General features: G+C 43.9%; 28 protein-coding genes. 13 read left to right on the forward strand and 15 right to left on the reverse strand.

Annotated features, from left to right (window positions below):
* Positions 1-48: 48 nt before the first annotated feature.
* The 11 genes from FRZ06_11715 to flgB all read right to left on the reverse strand — a co-directional run bounded on the left by FRZ06_11715 (position 49) and on the right by flgB (position 9,248).
* Positions 49-540, reverse strand: coding sequence for a flagellar biosynthesis protein (locus FRZ06_11715; protein ID QOX63952.1), 492 nt, complete (start codon positions 538-540; stop codon positions 49-51).
* Positions 452-973 (reverse strand): hypothetical protein, encoded by a 522-nt coding sequence (locus FRZ06_11720; GenBank protein QOX63953.1) that lies wholly within the window; start codon positions 971-973, stop codon positions 452-454. Before FRZ06_11720 ends, FRZ06_11715 begins: the two co-directional genes overlap by 89 nt.
* A gap of 14 nt (positions 974-987) precedes the next feature.
* Positions 988-2,493 (reverse strand): flagellar hook-length control protein FliK, encoded by a 1,506-nt coding sequence (locus FRZ06_11725; protein ID QOX63954.1) that lies wholly within the window; start codon positions 2,491-2,493, stop codon positions 988-990.
* Positions 2,494-2,614: 121 nt separating this feature from the next.
* Positions 2,615-3,064 carry a hypothetical protein gene (locus FRZ06_11730; GenBank protein QOX63955.1) on the reverse strand — a complete coding sequence of 150 codons (450 nt, stop codon included), beginning with the start codon at positions 3,062-3,064 and terminating at the stop codon, positions 2,615-2,617.
* Positions 3,061-4,365, reverse strand: a complete 1,305-nt coding sequence (fliI, locus tag FRZ06_11735) for a flagellar protein export ATPase FliI (protein QOX63956.1) — start codon at positions 4,363-4,365, stop codon at positions 3,061-3,063. The genes FRZ06_11730 and fliI overlap by 4 nt, the downstream gene beginning before the upstream one ends.
* A complete protein-coding gene (locus FRZ06_11740; GenBank protein QOX63957.1) occupies positions 4,362-5,144 on the reverse strand; it encodes a hypothetical protein in 783 nt (260 codons plus the stop codon). Before FRZ06_11740 ends, fliI begins: the two co-directional genes overlap by 4 nt.
* Entirely contained in the window at positions 5,128-6,132 is a 1,005-nt protein-coding gene (gene fliG / locus FRZ06_11745; protein ID QOX65916.1) for a flagellar motor switch protein FliG, read from the reverse strand. The genes FRZ06_11740 and fliG overlap by 17 nt, the downstream gene beginning before the upstream one ends.
* A 20-nt stretch (positions 6,133-6,152) precedes the next feature.
* Positions 6,153-7,712: a flagellar M-ring protein FliF gene (gene fliF / locus FRZ06_11750; protein QOX63958.1), complete on the reverse strand. Its 1,560-nt coding sequence runs from the start codon at positions 7,710-7,712 to the stop codon at positions 6,153-6,155.
* A 140-nt stretch (positions 7,713-7,852) separates the two neighbouring features.
* Positions 7,853-8,173 (reverse strand): flagellar hook-basal body complex protein FliE, encoded by a 321-nt coding sequence (locus tag FRZ06_11755; protein ID QOX63959.1) that lies wholly within the window; start codon positions 8,171-8,173, stop codon positions 7,853-7,855.
* Positions 8,174-8,388: 215 nt separating this feature from the next.
* Entirely contained in the window at positions 8,389-8,829 is a 441-nt protein-coding gene (gene flgC, locus FRZ06_11760; protein ID QOX63960.1) for a flagellar basal body rod protein FlgC, read from the reverse strand.
* Between the two features lie 17 nt (positions 8,830-8,846).
* The gene (gene flgB, locus FRZ06_11765) at positions 8,847-9,248 is read right to left on the reverse strand and encodes a flagellar basal body rod protein FlgB (GenBank protein ID QOX63961.1); all 402 of its coding nucleotides are present in this window, start codon (positions 9,246-9,248) and stop codon (positions 8,847-8,849) included.
* A 468-nt stretch (positions 9,249-9,716) separates the two neighbouring features.
* On the opposite strand from flgB, the gene FRZ06_11770 reads away from it, so the two are divergent.
* From FRZ06_11770 to FRZ06_11805, 8 genes are all read left to right on the forward strand, one after another.
* Positions 9,717-10,037, forward strand: coding sequence for a flagellar biosynthesis anti-sigma factor FlgM (locus FRZ06_11770; GenBank protein ID QOX63962.1), 321 nt, complete (start codon positions 9,717-9,719; stop codon positions 10,035-10,037).
* The gene (locus tag FRZ06_11775; GenBank protein ID QOX63963.1) at positions 10,034-10,558 is read left to right on the forward strand and encodes a flagellar protein FlgN; all 525 of its coding nucleotides are present in this window, start codon (positions 10,034-10,036) and stop codon (positions 10,556-10,558) included. Before FRZ06_11770 ends, FRZ06_11775 begins: the two co-directional genes overlap by 4 nt.
* Before the next feature lie 17 nt (positions 10,559-10,575).
* Positions 10,576-12,147, forward strand: coding sequence for a flagellar hook-associated protein FlgK (gene flgK, locus FRZ06_11780; protein QOX63964.1), 1,572 nt, complete (start codon positions 10,576-10,578; stop codon positions 12,145-12,147).
* A 28-nt stretch (positions 12,148-12,175) separates the two neighbouring features.
* A complete protein-coding gene (gene flgL / locus FRZ06_11785; GenBank protein ID QOX63965.1) occupies positions 12,176-13,213 on the forward strand; it encodes a flagellar hook-associated protein 3 in 1,038 nt (345 codons plus the stop codon).
* Between the two features lie 50 nt (positions 13,214-13,263).
* A complete protein-coding gene (locus FRZ06_11790; GenBank protein ID QOX63966.1) occupies positions 13,264-13,875 on the forward strand; it encodes a hypothetical protein in 612 nt (203 codons plus the stop codon).
* A gap of 15 nt (positions 13,876-13,890) precedes the next feature.
* Complete coding sequence (locus FRZ06_11795; protein ID QOX63967.1) at positions 13,891-14,343, forward strand: hypothetical protein; 453 nt, start codon at positions 13,891-13,893, stop codon at positions 14,341-14,343.
* Entirely contained in the window at positions 14,343-14,582 is a 240-nt protein-coding gene (locus FRZ06_11800; protein QOX63968.1) for a carbon storage regulator, read from the forward strand. Before FRZ06_11795 ends, FRZ06_11800 begins: the two co-directional genes overlap by 1 nt.
* Positions 14,583-14,818: 236 nt before the next feature.
* Positions 14,819-16,537, forward strand: coding sequence for a flagellin protein (locus FRZ06_11805; protein QOX63969.1), 1,719 nt, complete (start codon positions 14,819-14,821; stop codon positions 16,535-16,537).
* 164 nt (positions 16,538-16,701) lie between these two features.
* Here the strand turns inward: FRZ06_11805 and FRZ06_11810 are convergent, their stop codons facing one another.
* The 3 genes from FRZ06_11810 to FRZ06_11820 are packed head-to-tail and all read right to left on the reverse strand — an operon-like array spanning position 16,702 to position 19,082.
* The gene (locus FRZ06_11810; GenBank protein ID QOX63970.1) at positions 16,702-17,061 is read right to left on the reverse strand and encodes a type III secretion protein; all 360 of its coding nucleotides are present in this window, start codon (positions 17,059-17,061) and stop codon (positions 16,702-16,704) included.
* Positions 17,048-18,676, reverse strand: a complete 1,629-nt coding sequence (locus tag FRZ06_11815) for a hypothetical protein (GenBank protein QOX63971.1) — start codon at positions 18,674-18,676, stop codon at positions 17,048-17,050. Before FRZ06_11815 ends, FRZ06_11810 begins: the two co-directional genes overlap by 14 nt.
* Before the next feature lie 34 nt (positions 18,677-18,710).
* A complete protein-coding gene (locus FRZ06_11820) occupies positions 18,711-19,082 on the reverse strand; it encodes a helix-turn-helix transcriptional regulator (protein QOX63972.1) in 372 nt (123 codons plus the stop codon).
* Positions 19,083-19,367: 285 nt separating this feature from the next.
* On the opposite strand from FRZ06_11820, the gene FRZ06_11825 reads away from it, so the two are divergent.
* The 5 genes from FRZ06_11825 to FRZ06_11845 all read left to right on the forward strand — a co-directional run bounded on the left by FRZ06_11825 (position 19,368) and on the right by FRZ06_11845 (position 25,310).
* Positions 19,368-21,584, forward strand: coding sequence for a chemotaxis protein CheA (locus FRZ06_11825; GenBank protein ID QOX63973.1), 2,217 nt, complete (start codon positions 19,368-19,370; stop codon positions 21,582-21,584).
* A gap of 49 nt (positions 21,585-21,633) precedes the next feature.
* Positions 21,634-22,443 carry a protein-glutamate O-methyltransferase CheR gene (locus FRZ06_11830; protein ID QOX63974.1) on the forward strand — a complete coding sequence of 270 codons (810 nt, stop codon included), beginning with the start codon at positions 21,634-21,636 and terminating at the stop codon, positions 22,441-22,443.
* A gap of 96 nt (positions 22,444-22,539) precedes the next feature.
* Positions 22,540-24,441: a hypothetical protein gene (locus FRZ06_11835; protein QOX63975.1), complete on the forward strand. Its 1,902-nt coding sequence runs from the start codon at positions 22,540-22,542 to the stop codon at positions 24,439-24,441.
* 37 nt (positions 24,442-24,478) lie between these two features.
* Entirely contained in the window at positions 24,479-24,859 is a 381-nt protein-coding gene (fliS, locus tag FRZ06_11840; protein QOX63976.1) for a flagellar export chaperone FliS, read from the forward strand.
* Between the two features lie 61 nt (positions 24,860-24,920).
* Positions 24,921-25,310 (forward strand): hypothetical protein, encoded by a 390-nt coding sequence (locus FRZ06_11845; GenBank protein QOX63977.1) that lies wholly within the window; start codon positions 24,921-24,923, stop codon positions 25,308-25,310.
* Positions 25,311-25,418: 108 nt separating this feature from the next.
* Here FRZ06_11845 and FRZ06_11850 read toward each other — a convergent pair whose 3' ends face one another.
* A complete protein-coding gene (locus tag FRZ06_11850) occupies positions 25,419-26,711 on the reverse strand; it encodes a diguanylate cyclase (GenBank protein QOX63978.1) in 1,293 nt (430 codons plus the stop codon).
* Between the last annotated feature and the right edge of the window lie 4 nt (positions 26,712-26,715).

Genomic DNA, 26,715 nt, shown 5'->3' on the forward strand with positions numbered 1-26,715 from the left:
AGCTTATCTGTCGTTCAAAGCTCAATAGCTTCCTGTTTCAAGGTCCGGCTATACGAACAGGGCGCCGTCAATATTGGTGAATACGTTGCTTTTCATTTCATTTTTATCAACTACTGTGATAACCACTTTATTGGTTGCGTTTACAATAAAGGCCGAATCGTTCATCACGATGAGCGCATCCTTGATGCCTTTTTGCTGTGCTCTGTCACAAGCATCCGCAAGACGGCTCATATCACTCTCCGTGATGGTTATATTTCTTTCTTCCGTCCTTTGATTCGCATGTTTGGAAAAGGACAGTCCCTCTTTAAGCTGTTCATTCAGGATTTCCTGAAATGATCTTCCACCGGCATTAGTGCCCGCTTCTTTCGCTTTTCCCGTTGGATCACTGTTAAGTCTTTGGGTCTGGCGAATGATGGAATCCGTTAAGTTATAGCGACCGCCTAAAATTTCATTAGACATCTCCGCCGCCTTCCGTTGTATCCGTTGACTCTGTGTCTGAAGTGTCTTCCGGGTCGGTGGTGTCCTCAGGCGTCTTGACATCAGGGTCCGGTATGATAATATTCGGTTCTCTTACTGCCATTACACTGCTGAGACCGTAATTTTTTCCGTCGACCACGATCTGCGCACTTCCGTTATAAAGTGTCACACCTTCAACAATTCCATTTATGGTACTGACGGTACCGTCGTCATTATACGCAGCAAGAGCAACTTCTTTACCGATGAGGTTGACACTGTAATTGGTTGTTGTCAGCGTGCTCAGATCCGATAATGCCTGCACCATGGAAAACTGAGCCATCTGTGCGATAAACTGTGTATCATCCATCGTGTTGTACATATCCTGGTTCGACATCTGGGCAACCATCAGCGAGAAGAAATCATTCATATCCAAAGTATTTTTGCTGGCATCTTTACCATTTTCTCCAGCTACTGCTACACCTGCTGTCCAGTAATTATTTACAGAACTAACTGACATTGTTTTTCTCCTTTCTATACCGAATAGTTTAATCTGTGCAGGTTAACCTGCCTCAAGTTCTGAATCATAGCCGGGATCGTCTCCTGTACTTCGGTTTGCGAAGTTCGGCTGGAACCGGTCAAGCTGCCTTCGCTATGCGTCTCTTTGTGCAGCTGTTCCTGGTTTCGCTGTTGGGAAAAGTCCATTCCGAAGTTCATACTCTGCCATTGACTTTGTCCGCCGTTGCTCTGTTGATTCATCTGCTGGCTCACATGAACACTTTCCACTTGCACATTCTGTAGACCCATACTTGCGATCAGCTTATCTACCTGACCTGTCAAAAGTGTTTGAGTCTTTGCATTTGCTGCCATAATGTCGATGGTCAATCTGCCTTCACTAAGCTTCAGTTTGATATCGATTTGTCCCAAATCCTCAGGCTGCAGCTGCATTCTGAATTCATTTGAATTTTTCTGTTCCAGTCTGGATAGAATCTCATCACTGATCTGGCTGTACTGCTCTGCTTTTCCTGATGTCTGTACGCTTTGATTCAGTATCCCGCTTTCTTTGACAGGATCGGTATAATGGATTGTGTTTAGATATTCTTGTGCTGAGGAAGTTTGAACTGCTCCATCACTTTTCAGCTCATCTGCTTGGACATTTTTTCCGTCTCTGCTTGGGTTAACAGCTGCGATATCATCTGCTGCTGTCATTCCGGGACCTAAGCTTTCGGTTTTCTGCTCATCTCTTTTCAATGAAGAAAGATCAAAAGCTTCTGTTTCCCCACTATCCTGCAAATTGACCAGTCCCGCACTTTCTTCAACGGGGGCACCATCCTTCATTAGGATAGGAACACCATTTCGTCCGGTTTTATTTTCTGCTGATCCTGATACCGCAGAGATCAATTCTCCGGCGGCCATAGAAACGCCCTCACTGCTTTTCGCTGTCTGATTCAAGGTATTCACAGTCTCTCCAGCTTCTGCAGTCTGAGCATACAATGCTCCTGCCCGAAAATCAACGCCTTGTCCTTGCCCCTGTCCTTGTCCAAACTCCAAACTCCCAAGTAAGTTACTCCGACTTGCAGGGATCATTTCAGAAAGCGGTTCATCACCATTTAGCAACGATAATCCAGCTGCCTGTGTTCCCTCTTTACTGTCAGTATGCTCTGAATTGGCAGGCAACGCTGCTGCAGGCAACCCTGACATCAGCGCCAGTAAGATTTCCAGTTCGCTGTTTTCTTCCTTTAATTCAGACTGCCCTTCCCCTTGTAAAATTCCAGCAGTACCTGCGCTTTCCCCAGAAAAAAACAGTTCCATCAAAGCGCCAGTTTTACCGGAAGCACCGCTGTTTTCTGTGGCCAACAGGTTTCCTTGGATTGATCCTCCACTCTGATTGTTCATTGCGGTTAGCTGGGCAATCATCTGCTGAAAGACGGAGCCATCAGGGCTTGCCCCACCGATGCTGCTCTGCTGCATGGTTCCGGCAGTACCGCTGCTGATGCCCATGGAATTCCATGCCGTCAACGGAATATTTGTCGTATTCATTCTCTCACCTCCTTTCAACGATCTGGCTGGTTCTTTCGAGCCGCTAATAGGCTTTGGTCCGGAAGTCACGAATCAACGACTCGTAACGTTCCATGGAAATTGATTTATGAGAACGAAGCTCCTAGACCGTTTTTCTCAGAATACCGGCGGTGGTTACAAACTCTTCCAGCTGCAGTTCTTCTGCTTTTGCACCTTCTTTGTTGTACTCATCGAGCCGTGTGCTCTTCAAGGTCTCCAGAGATTTCGTTTCCAGCTTAAGTTTTTTGATGTTCTCAATTTGTTTCTCAATCTGATGAGAGATATTCTCTACCAGCCGTTTGGCCAGCACGATCTGTTCTTTTAAATGCTCGCCGTAATAGATGTACATCCTGCAGGTAGCAGGAGTGGTTTTCTCCAGCATTTTGCTTTCATAGTCAGTCTGGCATTGAACTTGCTCCGTCTGCAGAAGAAATAGTTTATTCTGTGCTTCGGAAAGCTGACTGTTGAGTACAGCCAGCGTCATCATCTCGCTGTCCAGCATCTGCCCTTTATACGATAGCAATTTTTCTAAATGAAATTCGAATTTCTTCATGTGATCGCTGCCTTCATCATATCAACACTCTGGCTGAAAGGAATTTTCTCATCAACCTTTTGCATTAGAAAACCGTTAATTTTATCTATTTTCGTCAGGGCTTCATCCAGCGCTCTGTTGCTTCCGCTTTTATAAGCTCCGATGCTGACCAGATCGTAGTTTGTATCGTAAACTGACATTAGATTTCTCAGTATGCCCGCAGTTTCCAGCTGATCCTTCTCGGCAATATCGTTCATCAGCCTGCTGACACTGCCTAAAATATCAATTGCCGGATAATGGTTTCTCATGGCAATTTTTCTTGACAATACAATGTGCCCATCAATAATACCTCTTACCGTATCCGCAATGGGCTCATTCACATCGTCCCCTTCTACAAGAACGGTGTAAACACCTGTGATAGAGCCTTTCTCAAAATTCCCGGTTCGTTCCAGCAGCTTCGGCATCATGGAATAAATCGAGGGTGTGTATCCTCTTGCAACCGGAGGTTCTCCTGTGGCAAGTCCGATTTCTCTTTGTGCCATAGCAAATCTCGTCAGTGAGTCCATCATCAGCAGTACATCCTTGCCTTGATCTTTGAAGTATTCTGCAATTGTCGTCGCGACCATAGCACATTTCATTCTCTGCATAGGCGGCTGATCCGAAGTGGCCACCACAAGAACCGATCGGGCAAGACCCTCTGGTCCCAAATCTCTTTCCAGGAATTCTCTGACTTCCCTGCCTCTTTCTCCGACAAGTGCGATAACGTTGACGTCAGCCTTTACATTACGGGCAATCATCCCCATCAGAGTACTTTTCCCAACACCGCTGCCTGCAAAGATGCCCATTCTCTGGCCTTTGCCTATGGTGAGAAGTCCGTCGATCGCCTTCACTCCAAATTCCAAAACATCCTGGATTCTTGGCCTGGACAAAGGGTTGGAGCTAATGCTTTGCACCTCATATCGTGTATTGCAGGCAATGGGTTCTCCTCCATCAATGGGTTCCCCCATGGCGCTGATGACTCTCCCAATCAGTTTCTCCGACATGTCAATTTTAAGAGATGAGTGGGTCGCTTCGACCAGATTTCCGGAGCTGATTCCTTCCGGTTCCTCATAGGGCATGAGCAACACTTTATTTCCTCTAAACCCGACTACTTCGGCACTGATATATTTCTTACTGCCGTGCCCATAAATTTTGCAGAGGTCTCCCACTTTGCATTCAGGGCCGTTAGATTCAATCATCATTCCAATGACCTTATCTATTTTTCCATAATAGCAATAGGAATCTGCATTTCGTATTAGGCTGCAATATTTTTTTGAATTCATCGTTCTACCGCTTTTTTCAATTGTTCCAGCTGCACCGGCACGCTCATGTCCACGATACCGCCTTCATTTTCACTCATCATCAGATCTTCTTCCTTGATGATGACAACCTTGGTTTCTCCGGCGAGCTTTTTCAGCTTCTGAGCGACTGATTTATCAATTCTAAAGCCTAAGCTTCTCTGGTATTCGGAAAGAAGAATTTTCATACTTCCCTCATTCTCTTGGATGATTTCCTCCAGCATTCTGGTAACGGCAGTTTCATCAGCCTGCACATGATGTTTCATGATCTTTTTGGCCAACTCAAATGCAATCTCGATCATCTCATGCTCTTGCCTTTTTAGAGTCTCTCTCTGCTCATCTTTAAAGCATTGAATCAATCGTGCAAGTTCATCAAGTCCTTCTCCTGCCGCCTGTTCGGAGGCACTTGCCCCATCCACAAGTCCGCGAAGATAGCCCTCTTCATAGCCTTTTTTCTCAGCCTCGCTCATGATCTCACGACTGTTTCTCATAGCGTTTTCCATGATAGAATCCGCTTTTCTCTGAGCCTCATTTTCGATGTGCTGAGACTTTTTTATAGCTTGGTTTAAGATGGCTTCCTGCCTCTCAATCATACCCATATCGCCTGATGCCATTTCGGTATTTGCTGCAATGCTCTCAGCACTGCCCGAATTTGAGACACTTGGCGAATTGGCAGAATAAGCGAAATTGTCTACAGAATAATCATTGCTTTTTGGTATGTAGGTCAGCAATTTGGCTTTTACGATACTAGACAATGATATCATCCTTTCCGCCCTTGGCTATGATGATCTCTCCTTCTTCTTCCAGCCTTCTTATGATCGCTACAATTTTCTGCTGTGCTTCTTCAACATCTCTGACTCTTACGTTATGGAGATAATCCATTTCACTGCGTACGGTTTCCCCCATACGCTGTGACATGTTTTCAAAGATCACATTTGCAACGTCCTTATTGGCGCCCTTAAGCGCAACAGACATTTCCTTTGTATCCACCTCTCTGAGGAACCTTTGAATTGCGAGAGGATCCAGTATAATGATGTCTTCGAATACGAACATCCGCTTTCTGATCTCTTCTGAAAGTTTGGGATCGTTTCTGCTGAGCTCGTCGAAGATGAATTTTTCTGTTCCGCGGTCGATATTGTTCATGATCTCCGCTATGTAATTGATGCCGCCAACCTCCAGCAGGTCCACAGATATGACAGACTCGAATTTTCGTTCCAGTATTGCTTCTACCTGCTTGATTACCTCCGGAGAGGTCCTGTCCATCCTTGCGATACGCTCAACAACATCTACACGGATATTCTTAGGCAGCTCGGCAATGATGGAAGATGCCTGATCCGCCCTTGCATAGGACAGAATCAAAGCAATCGTCTGTGGATGCTCGTTGACGATCATGTTCATCAAATTTTTATAATCGGCCTTCCGAATAAATTCAAAAGCTTTTGTCCGCAGCGTTTTTGTGACTCGCTCAAGCAGCACGGTACCCTGCTGAATACCGAAGGCCTTCTCCAGAACGTTTCTCGCGTAGGCAAGACCGCCCTCCAGGTAGACCTTCTGTGCCACGCACAGTCCATAAAACTCATCCATGGCCTGATCAGAAAATTCAGGCCGGACACTTTCCTGTCGGGTAATTTCATAGGTCAGCTTTTCAATTTCTTCTTCCTGAAGATGCTTGTAAATACTTGACGCAATATCAGCCCCCAAAGCAATTATAACCTGAGCTGCTTTTTGCTTAGATGTCAAAGAATCAGACATACCTATCATTGCTTCACCCTCTATTCTTCATTACGGAGCCAGGAACGGATCATCTGTGCCGCAATCTCAGGATTGCTCTTGGCAAATTCCTTAATCTCCGTTATCTTTCCATCCTGAATCGGTACGATCGGCTTGATCGGATCATGTTCAACAGCCCCAAATATAGAGTTCAGAGCTTCGCCAGCTTCAAGATCTTCTGCTGTTGCCATTGCCATAGCCTCCTCCGCTGCTGTCTTTCTTCGTCTGCTCAATACCAGGAACGCAATGAGCGCTGCCAGAACAAGTACTCCGGCTGCAATTCCACCAAAGAGAACCGCTCTGTTGATTCCGCCTTCCTCAGGAGGCAGCCCCGGCAATGTGTCTTCCGAATAGAATTGGAAATTCTGCACCGACACACTTTCAGGCGCAACACCTGCCGCGTAAGCAACCAGCTGTACGATGCTTTCCCGCTCACCGGGATCGAAAGAGGACTTATCAATTGCGATACCAATTGAAATGCTCTCAATACTTGCTCCCGATTTCTGGCTTTGAGATTTGGTCTGGCTGACCTGATATTTTATATTTTCGCTTGTACTTGTGGATGAACTTTCGCCAGTAGATCCGCCGGCAGGATAGGTCGGTATCTCCGAATTGGAACCGGTTCCTGCGACTCCACCGCTTCCCTGCGCAGAAGTTGACGATTCATCACTTCTTGTTTCTTCGTTGATCACACCGGAGTTATTTCCATCCGGGGAAGGAAGATATGTAGTGGACTCAGTGACCAAAGCATCTGTGTCAACAGTAGCTGTCACGGAAACCTTAAACTGTTCCCCTCTATAAGGTCCGAGAAGAACCGCAGTTATTTTCTTTTTAATATCGTTTTCGATCTCTCTTGTTATATTGATCTTTGAGAGCTCCGGGTTATTCCCCGTAACGTCTCCCAATAAATCATTTCCCAAGCTATCGGTTAAAGCGATATTTTCAGGAGTAAGACCATTAACTGCTTTGGCGATCAGATTACGAATTCCGAGAATTTGGCTTTCTTTCAGCGGGTTCCCGTCTTTCATATGGATCACAACGGATGCTGAGGGCTTTTCCTTTTCCTGAAGGTAGAACACCTCATCCTCGGGTATGGTAATAGTTACCACTGCATCCTTTACTCCTTCAAGGGTTCTGATACTGGCTGCGATTCGTTCCTGAAGCTGAAGATTCATATACAGCTTGCGCTCGTAATCCGTTGTCAGCATCCCGCTATTCTGTTCGATCAGATAATAGCTCAGCCCGCTCTTTGGATATCCTGCAGTCGCCAGGTTCATTCGAACCTGCGATTCCTCCTCTTTCAGAACCATGATTGCTCCGGATCCGTCCACTTTCGCATCGACTTTCATCTCACTAAGCTTGGAGAGGATTTCAGAAGTCTCGGTTTCTGACAATTGTTCAAATATAACGACATAGTCCTTTTGATTTAATAGGATACTAAAAGCCAGAGCGACAATTACTGCAATTATCACTCCGCCTATTATAATCCGCTTCACCAATGTAGAGGTACCACCCCAAAATTGGCTCAAGGGTTCCAAGGCTTTCCTTATTTGCTCATTCATATTTTAATCTTCCATCTGTTAAAATTTGACTATCGGTAATGGTAATAAGAACAAAAATTCCGCAATTATAACACACCAGCAAAAAATCAAAAGACTTTTTACGTCTGCGCGTTTCAAAGGCACGGAGATACCGTTCCTTTTTATAAATTGATCCTCATAATTTCGGAATGTGCTTCAAGAAACTTATTTCTAAGTTGAACCATAGTCTGCAGAGCGACGTCAGCTTTTGCAGCATTAATAATCGTGGTATGTAAATCATCCACGTTCCCAATGGATAGATTATATGCATCCATCTTTGTAGCTGCTTCCGTCTCTTCTACATTTTTGACGACATCCTGGAAAATCTCTTTAAAGCCGAGGCCGGAGCTTTCTCCGGAGGCGTTTGTCGATTTGTCAGAACTTGGACTTAAAGAATTAATACCATTGGTATTAATGTTAGAACTCATTGGAATTATAAACACATCTCTACCTCTTTTATTACACTAAATATCTACACACAATAAAATCTACACAATTTTTACTGCTTTACCGGCTAAAATCTACACACATCTTTACACATCTTTACACATCTACACACATCTACACACATCTTTTTAACATTTTTACACATCATAACGACTTTAATTTTTTTGCAAGCTGATTTCTTTTCCTGTCGGCCGCCATTTCCTTTGGGCCATTACCTGCCAATTTCGAGCGCCTTCAGCGCCATTGCTTTGGTTGCATTGAATGCAGTAACATTTGCCTCATATGCCCTGCTTGCACCGAGCATGTCGATCATTTCCTGCGCTCTGTTCACATTTGGAAGCATCACGTAGCCCTCTTCGTTGGCATCGGGATGACCAGGATCATAAACAGGAACCAATGCCGACTGATCTTCAACAATGCCAGCCACTTGTACGCCGCCAGTCTTTGCAGCAGAAGCCTTTTCAAATGCGCTTTTAAAACTGCTGGTATTTCCAGCCATGCTGCTGAGAACAACCATCTTTCTACGGTATGGTGCGCCGCTTTCTGTTCTGGTTACTTCCGAATTCGCAATGTTTTGAGAAATCACATCCATGCGCATTTTCTGCGCCGTCAGTCCAGAACCCGAAATGTTAAGTGAGCTTAAAAAATCCATTGAAACCTCTTCCCTTCCTATTTCCTGCCTTCACTGATCGCATATCTCATTCTTGAAAACATATCGGTCATGCTTCGCGTCAAATATTGATATTGGATCTGCGCTTTTGCCATCTCAATGTTTTCAAGTTCGAGATTTACATTGTTTCCGTCAGCGCGCTCTGTAGTCGTATTGTCAGAAAAAACGCTTATCTCTGAATTCTTGATCGCTTCCAGGTTCTTTGGGATACTTTTTGTTTCTGCGATGCTCTTGCCAAGCTTCTGAATTTCTTTGTCCAGATTTGCTTCAAAGGACACCTTTACCGCTTTGTATCCGGGGGTTTCATGATTTGCGATATTGTTTGCGATGGCTCTCTGCTTCTGCCAAGTGCCGTCTAAGGCCTTCTGCAGGATTGCAGATACTGCTGAATCTCCGATCATATGCCCACCCTTTCATCGTTTTCTCTTTGAAACGCATACCATAAACATCTGCATTTTGTGACTGTCGAAATTTGTTGTGCTGCGTCGTATAATATAGTATGCTTCGTACATGATTTTACTACAATTTGCACGTTTAGACAATTACTTTTTTATACCGCGGGCAGGAAGATTCTAACATGATTTTTTTCAAGTCAAAGTCGAATTCCGCTGCCTTTCCTGGGCTGGATATTTCCTTTTATTTGTTTTTAAATTTAATTTTTGTCGAATCCTGTATTATTTTGACTTAGAATCAATTTTTCCAGTAAATTAATTCCATAAATTATTTTTTTTATGTAGTCCTGCGTTTTTTCAGAATTTTTATTAAGGTTTTTTTTTGATTTGCCGATATAATAATCAAGATGATTCAAGACCGAACGTAATGATTCTACGATTAACAATAAAATCCACAGTTGAAGGGAGGTTATATTGATGGAAATCTCATTTGTAAACAAAAGCAAATCCATTCAGCCGCAGCAGATACCGGACTACAGCAATGATCCCGCAAGAAATATCAGCACTGAAGAAAACAAGAAGTATTCTCTTAAGAACAAGGTTGACAGTGCAGAGATATCCAGCAGCCACAGCGGTTCCTTTGAAGACAAACGATTGTCTGTCGCAAAATCCGCAATCCTTTACGATGTATCTGTAAGCACATCGGCAGGCCGCATCAGCGAATTAAAAAAATCGGTTGAGAACGGCACTTACGACGTACCTGCCAATCTCATAGCAGATGCGATTCTCAAAGAATGAACATGGAAAGCCGGGAGGTTATAATGGCTGATAAGAATGAATACAACCGTGTCCTAGACAAGTTTTACGAATACCTCTGCGGAATTCTTAAGATCTATCAAAATGCAGTCCCGATCCTAAAGGACGAACTGGATGCCATCATGAAGGATGAAGTTGAACGTCTGGATGAGAGTCTAAAATCACAGCAAGCCTTACTCCTTCAGACAAAGAACTTTGACAGACAGGTAGCAGACTATCTCGATGCCCTTGGAATTAAGGCAAAGAATCTTTCCGATATGGCAGGTCAGCTTCCAAAGGAAGAAGGTCTTCGCTTCTTTGGTCTGCTCGGGGAATTTGATCTGACCATGGCAGAAGTCAATTATTATAAGGACAAATGCAGAATGCTCCTGCAAAGCAAGCTTTATACCATCGACAAGGTTCTTTCCAGGCAGGAACTCCCAAAGGACAATACTACCTACAACAGAAGTGCTGCCGAAATTCACGGCACTTTGTTTCCAAAGGCTTTTGAGAAGAAAATATAGCAAAAGGGGATACGATTATGAGACCTACATTTTTAGCCTTTCAGACGGCCAGCAGAGCAATGGCTGCAAGCCAGGCCAACATTGATGTTACAGGCAACAATATCGCAAACATGAACACCGACGGTTACACGCGGCAGCGGGTTGATCAGAGTTCTTTTTCCAACAGCGGGTTTGTACAAAGATATAATACACCTAACACAAATACCGGCCTTGGTGTTGTGGTGAGCGGAATCAGCCAGATCAGAGATCCTTTCCTTGATGCTCGTTTTCGTCTTCAAAATGCAGAAACCTCTCAATATGATACGCTTCTTGCCGGATTATCTGATCTTGAGAATGTCATTGATGAAGCATCCACAGAAAAACTCCAAAAGCAACTCTCAGATTTTATCAAGCAGTTGCAGACGTTTTCAGGAAGCCCCAGCAGCAAGGATCTGGCTCTTGTGGTCAGAACAGCGGCACAAAAAGTAACTCAGATTTTGAACGTTTACTCAAATCAGATTAACGAAGTACGGAATCAACAGATTCACGATCTTTCCAAGGTTGTCATAGATACAGATTTTAATGCAACCGTTAAGGGCATCGCTGATCTTAACACTCAAATCAGGAACGAGCTTGTACATGGAAATACACCAAACGAATTGTATGATCAAAGAAATATACTGATCGACAAGCTTTCTGGAATGGCGAATATAAAGGTAACTACCACACCGGAAAAGGTCTCCGAAGACCTTACGATAGAAAATTTGAACATATCCATTTACGATACCAGTACCGGAAAATCTCTCGGTATTGTGCAAAATGGTTCCTATAATACATTATCCGCTAAGTTGAATGAAACGACAAATCAGATGGAGATCAATATCAGCAGCAGCTTTGGAGGCTACTATGGAAATGTAACCAACTATTTTTCAGGCGGCGGCTCCATCAATGGATATCTGAACTTGATCAACGGCAACGGAACCTATGCGGACACCAGTTCCGGCTCAACAGAGAACAGCTTCCGCGGAACCCTATACTATGAAAGCTCCATGAACACTTTTGCATCCAATTTCGCCAAGCTGCTCAACGATTTGAACGCCGATTCCAGCGGCACTGCAAAACCTCTTTTCTCTGCTTCGGACGGTTCTTCCTCCATTACAGCCGGGAATATTGCAATATCAGACGAATGGCTGAAAGATGCAGCATTTATCACGACAACAACCAACACCAATACCGGTGGCACCGGCGGTGAAGGAGATAATATAACGCGAATGATTAACGCGCTGAATGCCGACATGAAATTCTACCGTGATCCCTCGAATCCAAGTTCAGAAGTGATGTTCGGAGGCACGATCCATGAGTTTGTAGTAGGCGTCATCGGCGAACTCTCCTTGGACGTAGAGCTTCATGAAAACTTCGCCGATACTTCTTCTACCGTGCTGAACAATTTGTATGCAACCAGAGAATCTATCTCCGGAGTCAATCTCGATGAAGAAGGAATCCAGCTGATGGCTTTTCAAAAATCCTATAATGCGGCCGCCAGGTACTTCAACGTACTGGATGAAGCCGTCGATAAAATTATTAATGAGATGGGTCTCGTAGGCCGTTAACAGAGAATGACCAAAAGGGGGCAACAAAATGCGCATTACCAATAAAATGATTACGACAAGATATATTCGTTCGCTGAATACCATGTCTTCAGACCTGAACAAGTATAGCACAATGATCGAGTCTGGTCGGGCTTTTTCCAAATCCTCAGAAAATACCGCTGCGGCAGTTAAGGCTTATCAGCTCCGAACGGATATGAGCAAAGTAGAAAGCTACCAATCGAATATTGCCCATGCGCAGTCTGCGTTATCCAACAGCGAATCGGTGCTTATGAATATAGAAGATCTGATGTTGGAAGCAAAGGACAAGATTCGAGCTGCAAATACAGGCAGTGCCAGCGCAGATGAAAGAAAAATCATTGCTACGGAGCTAAAAAACATACAGGATCAGTTGTTACAGGCACTGAATGCCAATTCCTCCGGCTCCTATTACTTTGGCGGAACAAACACGGATACTGCACCCTTCTCCGTGGGCTCGGACGGCAGGCTAGAGTATAACGGTATTTCCCTGAGCACCCAAGACACCAACGACCTGGCAACATTGGAAGGTTATAAGGACGATTCTATGTATGTGGATATCGGCATGGGATTAACGCTGATCGATGATCCAGAGGATACGAACACACCGCCTAGAAAGATACCCGATCCCAGATCAGTCTTTCAGTATTCCTTGCCGGGAATCAACATCGTGGGCAGCGGTATGACAACCATAAACGGAGTTGATGTGCCCAATAATCTGTATGATCTTCTGGGCTCAATCGCAGATGGGCTGGAGTCAAGTTCTTATACTTATGATAAGGTGAATGCACTCTATGAGAAGTTTGATACCGCAACGAAGGAAATTATATATAGTCTCACGGAAGTTGGCGCTAAAACTTCCTACCTGAGCTTTATGACAGAGCGATATGAGACACAGACCTTGAATATGCAGGAACGGCAGCTTAAAGTGGAAGGCGCAGATCCTGCCCACACCATTATACTCTTTAAATCCCAGCAGGTTGCGTATAATGCTGCGCTTCAGATGGGAACAAAAATTTTACAGCCATCCATTTTTGATTTTATGAGCTGATATATGCTTCGGCATGCAGATATAAATTCTTGACCGGGAGGTGATTTCGCATGGATCCATTGATAACCATTGAAACAGTGCCTATCTCCATCGAATATGTTGAAAAGAAGGCCGCTCATCCTTCAAATCATTCAGCGAATCTGCGATTTTCTCAGGAAGCGGATCGACTGACGATTCAAAGCAACCCCATCGATATTACACCGGTGGATACCTTTGAATACAACAACTCTGTAGATTTGTACAATCTTTCCTACACCGCCACCGCACAGTATTCCAGCGACGGTAGTCTCAGTATGCATGTACAAATGGGAAATTATAAAACAGACGCATTTAATTACAATCATGTGAACCGTGGAATTGACAATATTGTAAGCTTTCTCCCTCAGGCGCTGCGGTCGTCTCCAAAGCAATCCTCTGGATTGGAAAACCTTCAGATTAATTTTGATGTGAGTCAGGTCAGCAATCTGCCGCCTGTGAGCAACATCAACACCAGCTTCCTACCGCCAGATTTGGAGCTAAAGGTTGTAGAGCGGCCAAAGGTCATCATAAAATATGTCGGCGGACCTCTTTACATTCCCAAAAGCGCAGACCCTGAATATGTACCCCCTGAGGATTTCAATCAGATATTCGACGGCAGACCCAACATTGACATTAAGGCATAAGGAGACCGGCAGACTATGACGATGAATATTCATACAAGAGATTTCGGTATCATTCCAGTCGAGGATGATGCCGTATTCGATTTCCAAGACGGGTTATACGGCTTTGAGGATAGTAAACGATTTGCTGTTTTTGAAAAGTCTATTGATGACATTTCATTTCTCTATTTGCAGTCTCTGGATCATGAAATCCCATGCTTTCTTGTATTTGAGCCTTGGGATCTTCATCCCGATTATCGTCCTGTCCTTTCACCAGAGGACCTTTCGCGCTGTCAGGTGAGCAGCATTGATGAGTTGATCTTCTTAGCAATCGCCAATGTTCCATCAACCATCGAAAATCTTTCCATCAATATCAAAAGTCCTGTCGTATTAAATCCGAAGACCCGAAAGGCAAGGCAGGTAATTCTTCAAAATCCAGAGTATACCGTGAAATACCTACCCTTTCAAAAAGATGGAAAGGCAGGTGCCTGATGTTAGTAATCAGCAGAAAGCCCGGTGAATCACTTGTGATTTCCGATGAAATCAAGGTTACAATCATCTCCCTGGGCAGTGACAAGGTCACCATCGGCATTGATGCTCCCAGAGAGGTCAAGATCGTCCGCGAGGAATTGATTGAGACCATCGAAGCCAACAAGGCCTCCAGTGAAAGTATTGAGCAAACCGGATATCAAGGGATTGCAGCATTATTAAAGAATAGAAAAAAAGGATAAGAAGCGCCGGAAGCGGCGCGATCTCTTTTTTCGACAGAATTTGTAGAATTATTTCTTATTTTGTCGAAAACAAATCGAAATAAATATCTAAAGTATATCCGGCAATTGCCGATATATATACTGAAGCGAAAAAGCTTTGTAAAAATTGGTCTTCTCAGCGTACGGGGGCGGATCAAAAAACAATAAGTACTAGCCGGGAAGGATCTCGGCAAAATAAGTTTCAAGGAGGAAACAAAATGAGAATTAATCACAATATCGCTGCTCTGAATACATACAGACAGCTTTCATCCAACACTAGCTCGACTTCAAAGTCACTGGAAAAACTGTCATCCGGTCTGAGAATCAACAGAGCGGGCGATGATGCTGCAGGTCTTGCGATCTCCGAAAAAATGAGAGGCCAGATCAGAGGTCTTGATCAGGCTACAAGAAACTCACAGGATGGTATCTCCCTGATCCAGACTGCTGAAGGTGCCCTGAGCGAAACGCACTCCATTCTTCAGAGAATGAAGGAACTGGCTACACAGGCATCCAACGGAACAAACACAGACGCTGACAGAGCTGAAATCCAGAAGGAAGTCAACCAGCTTTCATCCGAAATCAACAGAATCGGTAACACAACCGAATTCAATACTCAGAGCCTGCTGAAGGGCGATGGAAAAGCAAAGCTAGATAAGACAACTCTTGTAACTGACGGAAAACTTACAGGTGGTGAGGCTACAAAGTATACTCAGGCAACACAAACTACTAGTATTGACACTGCTGCCACTGTAGCAGGCGAAGGAATTAAATTTAATTTACAAGGTATTGAATTATCAATAACAACAGCTACTAGCGGTACTAATGCTGCCGATTTTGCAGTGACTACTGCCGGTACAGCTGCAACAATAAACTTAAGTAATCTTGATGACGCAGACAAGCAAGCTGCTGGTATGAGGGATGCATTACAGGCTCTCATCGACGGAAACGAGGTCCTAAAAGGTCAGTATAAAGTTTCCGGCACTGATGAAAACATCATAGTCACTGCTGTAGAAGGTGGCACATTCCAAGGTGCTTCAGGCAATATTGGAGCCGTAGCAGCAATTAATTCGACTACTATAGCTGCTACGGGGGCCGCTAATGCAGGCAAAACTGACGCAGCTACCGCAGCTACCGGCACTATTGATCTTACTAGTTTAGATGATGCCACTAAGATTTCAACATTAGTTGGAAAAGGTGTTACCATCAATGATCAGCAAATCGAGTTCTATAATGCTGAAGACGGTGTGTACACTGGCAATGCGATCGGTGTTGACATCAGCAAAACTGCTGATGCATCAGAGCTTGTAGATACGATTGTTGCTCAAGTGGGCGATAAGCTCAAAGGTGTAACCTTAACAGCAGGAGCAACCGGAACGATTACTGTTACTGCTTCCCAAGCTGGAGTAGATGGAAATAAGCTTGAAATCAAGGACGGCGGCATCCAGAAGAACTACAAGACAACCTTCCAGGTTGGTGCAAATCAGGGTCAGTCCTTCGCGATTGAGTTCAGTGATATGAGATCTGATGCACTGGGCATCACAGGAAAAGAAGCTGGCGGCGCTGCAAGCAATGGAGCTGTATACACGAAGGTTCTCGACGTAACCAACGGAACTGATGACGTTAACGTAGAATATGCGCTTGACGTATCCACAACAAAGAATGCATCCAACGCAATCAAGGTTCTTGATGAAGCGATCACTACTGTATCCGCTGAAAGATCCAAGATGGGTGCTTATCAGAACCGTCTTGAACATACAATTAACAACTTAGGTACTACTGCAGAAAACCTGACCGCAGCTGAATCCCGTATCAGAGACGTGGACATGGCCAAGGAAATGATGGAATTCACAAAGAACAACATCCTCTCCCAGGCTGCACAGGCAATGCTGGCACAGGCCAACCAGCAACCACAAAGCGTACTTCAGTTATTACAATAAATATAACAGAAGGCATAAGATCTACACATCGGCAAACGGCCGCCAGCAATGGCGGTCTTTTGCTTTGTAGAATTAGAATCAATCCGAAATGCTTAGCTGTACGAATAGCACTCTTCTGGATCAAAATATACAAGAAATAGAAAACCGGCTCTGCAAAGAGCCGGTTACTTATTTTTCAGTTCTGCCAAATCCAGCAGTGATATATAAATGTTTACAACAATTTGATACAGCTCAGGAGGAATCTCCTGCCCCAGTTCAAGCTTAGCAAGCATGGTTGCCGCACTGTCGTCATGGTAGATTGCCACGCCGTTTTCCATGGCTACCTGGAGTATTTTCTGTGCGATATGCCCAGATCCGGCAGCGACCACGCATGGCGCTCCGTTTTTTGCCTTGTCGTATTTTAATGCCGCTGCGCTGAGGGATGCCAGACTTTGCCGCCTTGCGCCGTTTCCACCTTCAGCCGCACTCAAACTTCTGCTTGCACCAGCGGTATCCTTTTGATGCTGCTCTTTAGACTTTGACATCAAGACCCACCTTTCTTCCTGCCAGCTTTGGAAATCGAAGTAATATAGGCTGGCTCTCCTGATAAGCTCCCACCTGATAGCTGATCAGCCGATATCCCTGTTCTTCTATGATGTCTCTCCATCTGCCTTTGGTTTCTTTGATGGTACTGAGAAGGTCATCCGGACACCTGATATCAAGGTCAATCTTCTTGTCTTTGACCAGGAGATCAACTTCAAAATTCCCGTATTTATCAGACTGGATGGTAAAAAAGATATTTTTTGCATCCTTGGCCTCTCCCCTACGATCCTTGCATTCCTTATCCACAAAAAATTCTCCGTAGGTGTTCTCGTCCATATAGCGGAACGGGATTGTAAAGTGGATCAGTGCCATCATGGGGCTCTCATTTTGCAGCATATTAAAAAGAAGGTTCTGTGCAATATTGCTGACTTTTGAAGGGCCTGCTGGATCAAGGGCTTTACTCAGAAGGGAAGCCATATCGCTATCCTCCTGCTCCATGCCAAGGCGATTTATGGAGAGCTCTGTCTTCCCTTTGTCTCCCAACTCCAATTCTTTAACCGCATGCTCAAATACCAGACGTCTCATTTCGATGATGTCTTCGTCGCTGAGCTTTGTTAATGGTTTCAGTTCGTCTCCCAATTGGAATATCGCATCCTCTAGTAAGCTGGGATCTGCTTTATCATAACGCACAATGCTATGCACAATTGCCATCACCTGGCTGTGGATTCGTTCACTTCCCTGGTGACGCTTCGCTATTTTGCCCAGTTCCGGAATGATTTCGTTTTTCAGGTAAGTTTTAATTTCCGTTTGGCTCTCCTGATCCAGGCTGATCAAGCTGTTCAAATCAAAATTCCCTTTACCGCTCTTCCCTCCGGCCTTCTGTGATGATTGATTGCCTTCAAGCTCAAGCAAAAGCTCGTCGAGCCGAGCCAGTGGATCCATATTGGTCAAAGGATTGTTTTGCGGCGTCCTAATCGCTGACAGAGCACTGCTCTTTCTGAGATTACTAAGACCTACCATAGTTTCCAGTGCTTCAAATTTCTCAAGGATTGCCTGCATCTCAGACTTTGATAGCTTCTTCAAAAGGTCCTGTCCCAGAAGAACAACTGCTTTTAATGAATTTTCTTGATTCACATAGCCGTCAAAGTGTTTTAAAATTGCCACGATGGCATCCCTGATCCGAGGCTGTCCTTCCAGCTTGGCAAGCATACGCAGACTGTCAAAAAACTCGCCGGCAAATATAGTTGCTCCTTTTTCCCTCGTCAGCAGTTCTGCCAGCATCTCCTGAGGCCGAACAAAAACTCTGTCTAGAAAAGCATCCGAGAGGTTTCCCGCAGAATTCTCAAAAAGCCGTGCCATAAGTACGAGTTTCCTCACGCCATCGGCCTGAGTTCTCGTGCTATGAAGCAGCGGCTCAAAAATTTCCTTATTGAGATTTTTTGCCAGCGATTGTTTGCTTCCTCTATCCTCCTCCTGATTTTTAACCTTAGGCTGCTCTTTGATTACCTGACCAGGGTTTGTGATATCAAAGGAAGCATCAGTAGGAAGCTTGCTGGGTATATTCTGTACTTTGCTCTTTATGGAAATCGGTGAAGTGATCTTTAGAACATCAACCACATTAAAATCTCCTTATATGTTTCGCCGAAGACCATTATCTTTTCTTCAATGCTTCCAAAAGCTTGATCGCAACAACGATATCATCATTTCTGGAATCGAAAGTTGTCAGCATCAGCCGTTTTACTTCCGGACGCTGATTAATGGTCTCCAGAATTTTTCTGTTTTCTTCATCCTTCTGAAGCTGCTGTGCGTCGCCGCCGTCAGCCAGAATTTCCGCAAGTCCTACGTTAAGTACCTGACAGATTTGATTCAGTCTGCTCATGTCGATAGAATTTTTTCCAATCTCCCAAGCAGATACAGAGCTATGCGTTACATCCAGTGCTTCAGCCAGTTCCTTTTGAGTCATTTTCCTCAGTTTTCTATAACGCTTGATATTATTACGTGCAATATCATTGATGGATTCCATTTTATATCCTCCCCGACGAATCTAACGCTAATAAGATAATTGATTATATCTCGAATCGCCATGAAAATCAATAAAACGACAACAATTTTATGAATCTGTGATTTAGATCTAATCTTTAGCGTTTATTTGCCGATAAATATATATGATAGTGTAGACTGGTAAAGTTGCAATTTTTAAGAAAACGCTGGAGGACTTAGTGAAAGAAGAACGCCTACAAAGCCAAAAGCTGGATATTTCCCGCTTGTTATCAGTGTTTTCAGAAATAAAGTAAAGGTGGAGTTAACGATGAGTGACTATGATTTTGCAAATGATTCTATGTTAGAAATGTATTTATTTGAATCAACCACCCTCTTGGATCAACTGGACGAAATATTGCTTCAGTCTGAGAAGGCGGCCAATTTATCCACTGAAAATGTAAATGAAATTTTCCGCATCATGCATACGATCAAAGGTTCCTCTGCGATGATGGAATTCGATACCATATCTCTTGTGTCCCATAAATTGGAGGACTTGTTTTATATTATTCGAGATAACGGATTGGATGATGCTTACTTTCAGGAATTGTTTGATCTCGTACTTAGAGTGTCGGATTTTCTAAAGGAAGAAGTGGAAACGATTCAAAACGGAATGAAGCCCTCTTCTGATAATGAAGGGTTGATCTCAGAGATTCTGGACCTAATCGACAGAATGAACGGCAACGGTCCCGCTGTAAAAGACGAGATCGTACCTGCACCGAAAGCAAAAGCCTCAAAAGCAAAGACAGCGGATGCATCCGTTCCATCATCCTCGAAGGATTCAACAGCGCCGCAAGCAGCTTCAGTACAATCTGAAGGTAATGTTACGGCTTCCGGATCAATACAAGCAGCAGCAGAAACGTCAAGTCCATCTGTCGCAAGCAGTAACAGCAAGGTCTATCATCTTCATGTTAATTTCACAGCTGACTGCCAGATGGAAAATATTCGGGCATTTATGCTTGTTAATAAGCTCGAAACCATAGGAAAGGTGATTGCTACCATTCCTGAAGAACTGAACACGAACAAAGATGCCTCCAGCATCATATCGCAGAATGGCTTCTATTGCAGCATTGAGACAAGCCTCCCCCAAGAGCAAATCACTGCTATGACCAAGGGGACATTATCTGTTTATACCGTTGAATTTATCAGTGCCTTACCCAATGCCGCTGCTAAGGTCGAAGCCAAGAGCGTTTCCACCTCCTCTGCCGCCGTCGAGGCTACGCCTGTTGCAAGCAGTGGATCCGACCCAGAGGCTGTGAAATCCGCCCCCAGTGGTACCGATCCATCAGGCGATAACGGCAAAGGAAAAGCAGGAAAGCAGAATCTAATCAACGTTGATTTAAATAAACTTGATACACTTATGGATCTTGTGGGAGAAATCGTAATTACCGAGTCCATGGTTTCTGGGAGCTCTGACCTTGCCGGGCTTGAGCTTGATAACTTCAATCGAGCTGCAAGGCAGCTCCGAAAGCTGACAGACGAATTACAGGACATCGTTATGTCCATCCGAATGGTACCGATTGCATCTACATTCCAGAAAATGCGCCGAATCGTCAGAGATATGGGCAAGAAGCTTGATAAGGATGTGGATCTCGTTCTCATGGGAGAAGCCACCGAGGTAGATAAGACCATCATTGACGGCATCGCCGATCCTTTGATGCATCTTGTTAGAAATGCTATGGATCACGCTATTGAAGATAAGGATAGCAGAGCTGCCGCAAAGAAAGATCCTGTAGGCCGAATCATTCTATCTGCACAGAATATCGGCGGTGATATCATTATCTCCGTAAGCGATGATGGAAAAGGCCTCGATGCAGAGATGATACTGGAAAAAGCAAAGGCAAAAAATCTTCTGACGAAGCCGGAAAGTGATTATACAGAAAAGGAAATCTTTAACCTTCTGACAATGCCCGGTTTTTCTACGAAAGAAGCCGTTACCGAGTTTTCCGGTCGAGGCGTGGGCATGGACGTGGTCAAAAAGAATATCGAGAAGATCGGAGGCACCGTTACCATTGAAAGCGTTAAAGGAAACGGAACCAATATCTTCTTCAAAATCCCCCTCACCCTGGCGATTATTGCAAGTATGGAAATCAAGGTGGGCAGCAATGTCTATGCAATACCGATCAACAACATCCGCGAATCCTTCAAGGCCACTCAGAAGCAGCTGCTTACTGATCCTGACGGAAACGAAATGATTATGATCCGCGGGGTATGCTACCCGATTATACGGCTGCATAAAATCTTCCATCTCCAAGATGCTCAGACAAACCTCACAGATGGAATTCTGCTGCTTGTGGATTCTGGGGATCGATTGGCCTGCATCCTTGCAGATGAGCTTTTGGGCAAGCATCAGGTTGTTGTTAAGCCTCTCCCAGTTTATCTCAGCAGATACGCTGCAAAGGGAGTTGGAATCGCAGGCTGCACCATACTGGGTGATGGAAGCATCAGCTTAATTTTGGATGTCCAGGGGATATTAAATCAGTATTAGTAAATAAAAACATTATTGACAAAGAGACGAACGACGAGGAGACCGCTCTATGATATACATAAACGATGATGAGTTCAATGCCATCACCTCCTATATCAAAACCAACTACGGTGTCAATCTTACTCAAAAAAGACCGCTGATCGAAGGCCGGCTTAGTAATTATATTGCTGGTCTGGGCTTCACAAATTACAAAGACTATTTTGAATATGCGAAGAATGACCGGGTGAATGATGAGATGACAATGTTAATCAATAAGCTGACCACCAATCACACCTATTTCTTCAGAGAAAATGAGCATTTTGAATTCTATAGCAACATTGTGCTCCCTTGGATTGAAAAAACTCTAAAATCCAAGGATTTAAGAGTATGGAGCGCAGGCTGTTCTTCCGGTCAGGAACCCTATACGCTTGCAATGATTACCTTGGAATACCTAGGCGCAAACGCCGCAAGCTGGGATCATACGATTCTTGCTTCTGATATATCCAACAAAGTGTTGAACATAGCCAAAAGCGGCATCTACACCCGGGAGGAGCTTGGAGAAGTTCCCCACAGTTGGATCAAGAAGTACTTTAAAGCATACGAAGAAGATAAATTCGCCGTTTCGGAAGGGCTAAGAAAGAGCGTTGCTTACCGAAATTTCAATCTTTTGAATGAATTCAGCTTCAAGAAACAGTTTCAGTGCATCTTTTGCCGGAATGTGATGATTTATTTTGACATGCCGACAAAAAATGCTATTATCAATAAATTTTATGATGCTTTGGAACCGGGGGGCTATTTTATGATCGGACACAGCGAATCACTTTCCTCCTGTGATCATAAATTCAAGTATATTAAGCCCTCGATCTACCAGAAGGTTTAATGCTACTATCAGGGGATGAAAATCTTAAAATTAACGTCTAAGCCTTAAGTTTTCGGCTTAGAAGACGATATATTAAATATCAAGGGGGTGCAAACAATGGCAGTATCTAGTACAAGTTCAAATTCAATATCAAATCTCAGCGCAAAAACCGGAATGGGCGGCTTGGTCTCAGGCATGGATATTGACTCTTTAGTGGAAAAAATGACAGCAACCAGTAGACAGAAAATATTGAAGCAAAAGCAAAATGTCCAAAAGCTGGAGTGGAAGCAAACGGCCTACCGTTCCGTCACCACTGCTCTAAAGGAATTTCAGACCAAATATCTGGATGTGCTTTCCAAAAGCAATTTCCGCAGTACAGCTTTTTTCAATACAATCAAGGCTGCTTCTTCCTCAGACGCAGTTTCAGTGACTTCAACATCTGCAGCTATTACTGGCAACATAAAAATCGACTCCATCACACAGCTTGCGACAAATCAAACCATTACCATGGCGGAGGGCGCGACTGCAACAAAGGAGCTTACGTCTTCCGGTTCCGTTAGAAGCTTTATTGATGGTCTTGAAGCCGGTGATTCCATTAGTTTGACACTTGATGGCAGGGTAAGAACAATCACCTTTGACAGTGACTTTGTCAATGCTGTTCAAAACGGTACTCTGACAGATGCGGATAAGGCTCAGCTCTTTGAATCAAAGTTTCAGAGTCTGATTAACACAGCCTTTGGATCTGACGGTTCTAACAGTGTTATTTCTGTTTCTGTAAATAGTGACAAGCTCACTTTTTCAGCAGAGGGATCTCGATTAACCCTCAGCTCCGTAAACGACAATGATACACTGACAAAACTCGGCTTTACGAGCGGTCAGTCCAATAAGATCGTCCTCGGAAATTATCTTTCCAACCAAAATCTAAAAACACCGATGACCGCATCAAGCGACGGATATTATCGATTTGAAATCAACGGTGAAGAATTTGAATTTGATAATACAGCCACTTTATCTGCTGTGATTGAAAAGATCAATTCCAGCAAAGCCGGAGTGACTATATCCTATTCATCATTGAACGATCGGTTCACGATGACCGCAAAGGAAAGCGGAAGCGGTGACAATATTACGATAAGTGATAAAGATGGCAGCAATCTGATGAAAGTTCTCGGTCTGAGTGAAGACTCCGGGGCCGTATCCACTGCCGGAGTCAACGCAATTTTAAAAGTAAACGGGCAAACAATCAGCAGAAGCTCCAATTCATTTGAATTGGACGGTGTGAAGCTTACATTAAATAAAACGACTGACGAAGCCGTTACCCTTACTATGACAAATGACGCTACCTCATTAAAGGATACGATCAAATCCTTTGTAGAGGATTACAATGCTATGATTAGCCTCGTCAATGGCCTCATAACAGAAAAGGCAAACTCCGATTATCAGCCTCTGTCTGACGAGGAGAAGAGCGAATTGTCAGAGACAGAAATCAAAAACTGGGAGACCAAGGCGAAATCTGGTATTTTAAAGGGAGACAGCTTACTTCGAGATATTTCTTCCAAGCTGCATTCATCCATGCTTGGCATTTCTGTGAACGATTTTTCTCTTTACAGTATGGGGATCACTTCTGCCGGATATACAGAAAACGGAAAGCTCGAAATAAATGAAGAAAAGCTTGAGGCTGCTTTGGAAACCAAGGGCAGCGAAATCAGGAATCTCTTTACTGAAATCGGCGGAATCGGCACTTCGCTTAACAACATCATAACCAACGCAACGAAAACAAGTGGTGTAAAGGGTTCCAGAGGTACTCTCGTTGAAGCTGCCGGTGTGGAAAATACAATTTCCCAAACAGAGAATTCCATCTACGAACAAATTAAACGAACCAACAAGACAATTACAACATTACAGTCCCGGCTCACAAATGAAGAAACCAGGCTCTGGAAACGGTTTACAGCTATGGAAACAGCAATCAACGGATTGAACACGCAAAGTTCCATCCTATCGCAGTTCAGCAGTAATTCTTAACGGCCAGAATAGAATAGAAAAGAATGAGGTGTAAATCATGCAGCAGGCAAATTTATATCAGCAGTATAAATCACAATCCTTAGAAACGCTTACGAAGGGAGAAATCGTAGTAAAACTCTTCGAGGAAGCATCAAAACAGATCAGCATAGGCATATTTTTTGCCAATAATGGTAATGCACCAAAATCCTTCAGCAGCATTGTAAAAGCGCAGAAAATAATCCAGACGCTAAATTTTTCGTTAGACAAAAAATATGAGATATCCTCTCAGCTAGGAGATATGTATCTCTTTCTTCATCAAAAGCTGGCCGAAGCGAATACCAACAAAGACGTGTCTCTAATGAAAGAAATTCTGTCACTGGTAGATGATCTTAAGGATACCTTCAGACAGGCTGAGAAATTGGCAAGAGTCCAAAGATAAGATTTGCTGATTTTAAAGGTTACTGCAAAGATGGCAGAATAAATGTAAGGGAGTTGCCGGGATGGATTTGACACAGGAATATTACCAAAAGAAAAAAGCGCTTCTGAATCAGTGTCTTCGACTCAGCGAAGATATTGCAAGCGGCCTTGAGCAGTGGGAAAATCTCGAAAGCATATTGTTGGAACGAGAAGGTATTCTCGATCAAATCAAGAAATTAGAGCTCGAGACAACAGAAGAAGCAAAACGTTCTCTTTCCCAGGAAAAAAGACGTGATCTGGATCAGTCAATCAAGTTGATCCTCGACTTTGATCAGGATACCATAAAAGCAATGCGCAAAGAGCAAGAAGATATCATGTCCTCACTGAAAGCCAATATTCAGGAGCAAAAAACCATCCAGTATGGTACCTCTACCCAGCCGACCAGCGGCAGGCTCATGAATTATGGATTATAGAAAGCAACATGGGATATAAGCTAAAATCATAGTGGAATTTGTTTCTCATTATAGCAAGATAAAGAAAACCTCCAGGCATCGAAATGTCCGGAGGTTTTTATTTGAATATTAGAAGTGGTTTTTTCCTTTTCGGTTGAAACCCAGGATATCGGACAACTTATATTTTCCAAGCTTTGCTTGAAGCATTTCCTCCTCATTGAACTCAGTCTCCGGGGCAGGTGTTCTAAGCACAGCAGATTCCAATGCCAATTGGATCATCTCCTCCATACTTCCTCTGTAAACGCTGATACAGGCGAAATAAAGCCGATAGTCAAGGTAATCCTCGGTCTCACACAAAAGCAGCAGCTTTTCCAGTGCAGCTTCCGCTTCCTCTAGTTTTGTTTCTGTAAAAAGAATGGAAAACGAAGATTCATTGCACCGACCGATGAGATCTGTTTTTCGTGTATTGCCGCAAAGGATCTCAGATACGTAGGAAATACAGGCATCAAGCTGATTTTCATCCGGGTGATCCTCAAGCTCTGAGACTGGTTCAATTCTAACGACAGCCAGAGAAAGAGGGTTGCCGTAGCGCTGACTTCGCAGCATTTCCCGTTCCGCTTGTTCTACAAAACCGCTGAGGCTGTAGATTCCTGTCAAAAGATCGATTTTCGTGATGGCCTTCATGAAGACTTCTTCCCGATCCACCTTCGGCAATGCCTGCGCAAGATATTTGAATTTCAGTATCGTCGGCTTAAGGTCCGTATAGCCTAAGCAAACCCGCCAGCTGCTGCCGTCAAAGGCCACATACTTTTGGGTGTTTTCATCGCAAATCTGGCCTGTTGCGATCTGCATCTCTGTTAAGCCCACAGAAAACTGATAGATTGTGGGGTAAATCACTCCTGCATAATCGCAATTGTTATACTTGCGAAAATATGTAATCTTGTAATTCCCTAGTTTATAGACCTGCGAAACTGCTTTTTTCCATTCCAGAAAGTCCTCTTGGGGAATGTTTTCAATATCAATTCTGGTCAATTTTTGATAGGCATTTTCCCACCGCTCATTTACCGTATCGCAAAAAAAATCATCTAAGACCCTTGCTGCGGAGGCTTCTTCCTTTTTTGCCTCCCATACTGGGTCTGGTTGACTCTTTTCCTGTTGTTTTTCCTTATTTATGACCGTTGAAGCAAAAGGTTTTGCCCCGTGGTACCGCATCCACTCAGCGTGATACTCTTTGCGCTTCCTGCTGTCTCCTACCACACCGTAAGCAACATTGATGTCCTTCATCCGCTCTGATGCAATCGGACTCTTGTTGATATCCGGATGGTACATTTTGGACAAGCAACGATAAGCCGCATCAATAATATCTTGACCGGCATCATGATGCACCTGCAGAGTTTTGTAAAAGTCGATATGCTTATTCATTTCA

Source organism: Clostridiales bacterium, from assembly GCA_015243575.1.
Classification (GTDB): domain Bacteria; phylum Bacillota; class Clostridia; order Peptostreptococcales; family Anaerovoracaceae; genus Anoxybacterium; species Anoxybacterium hadale.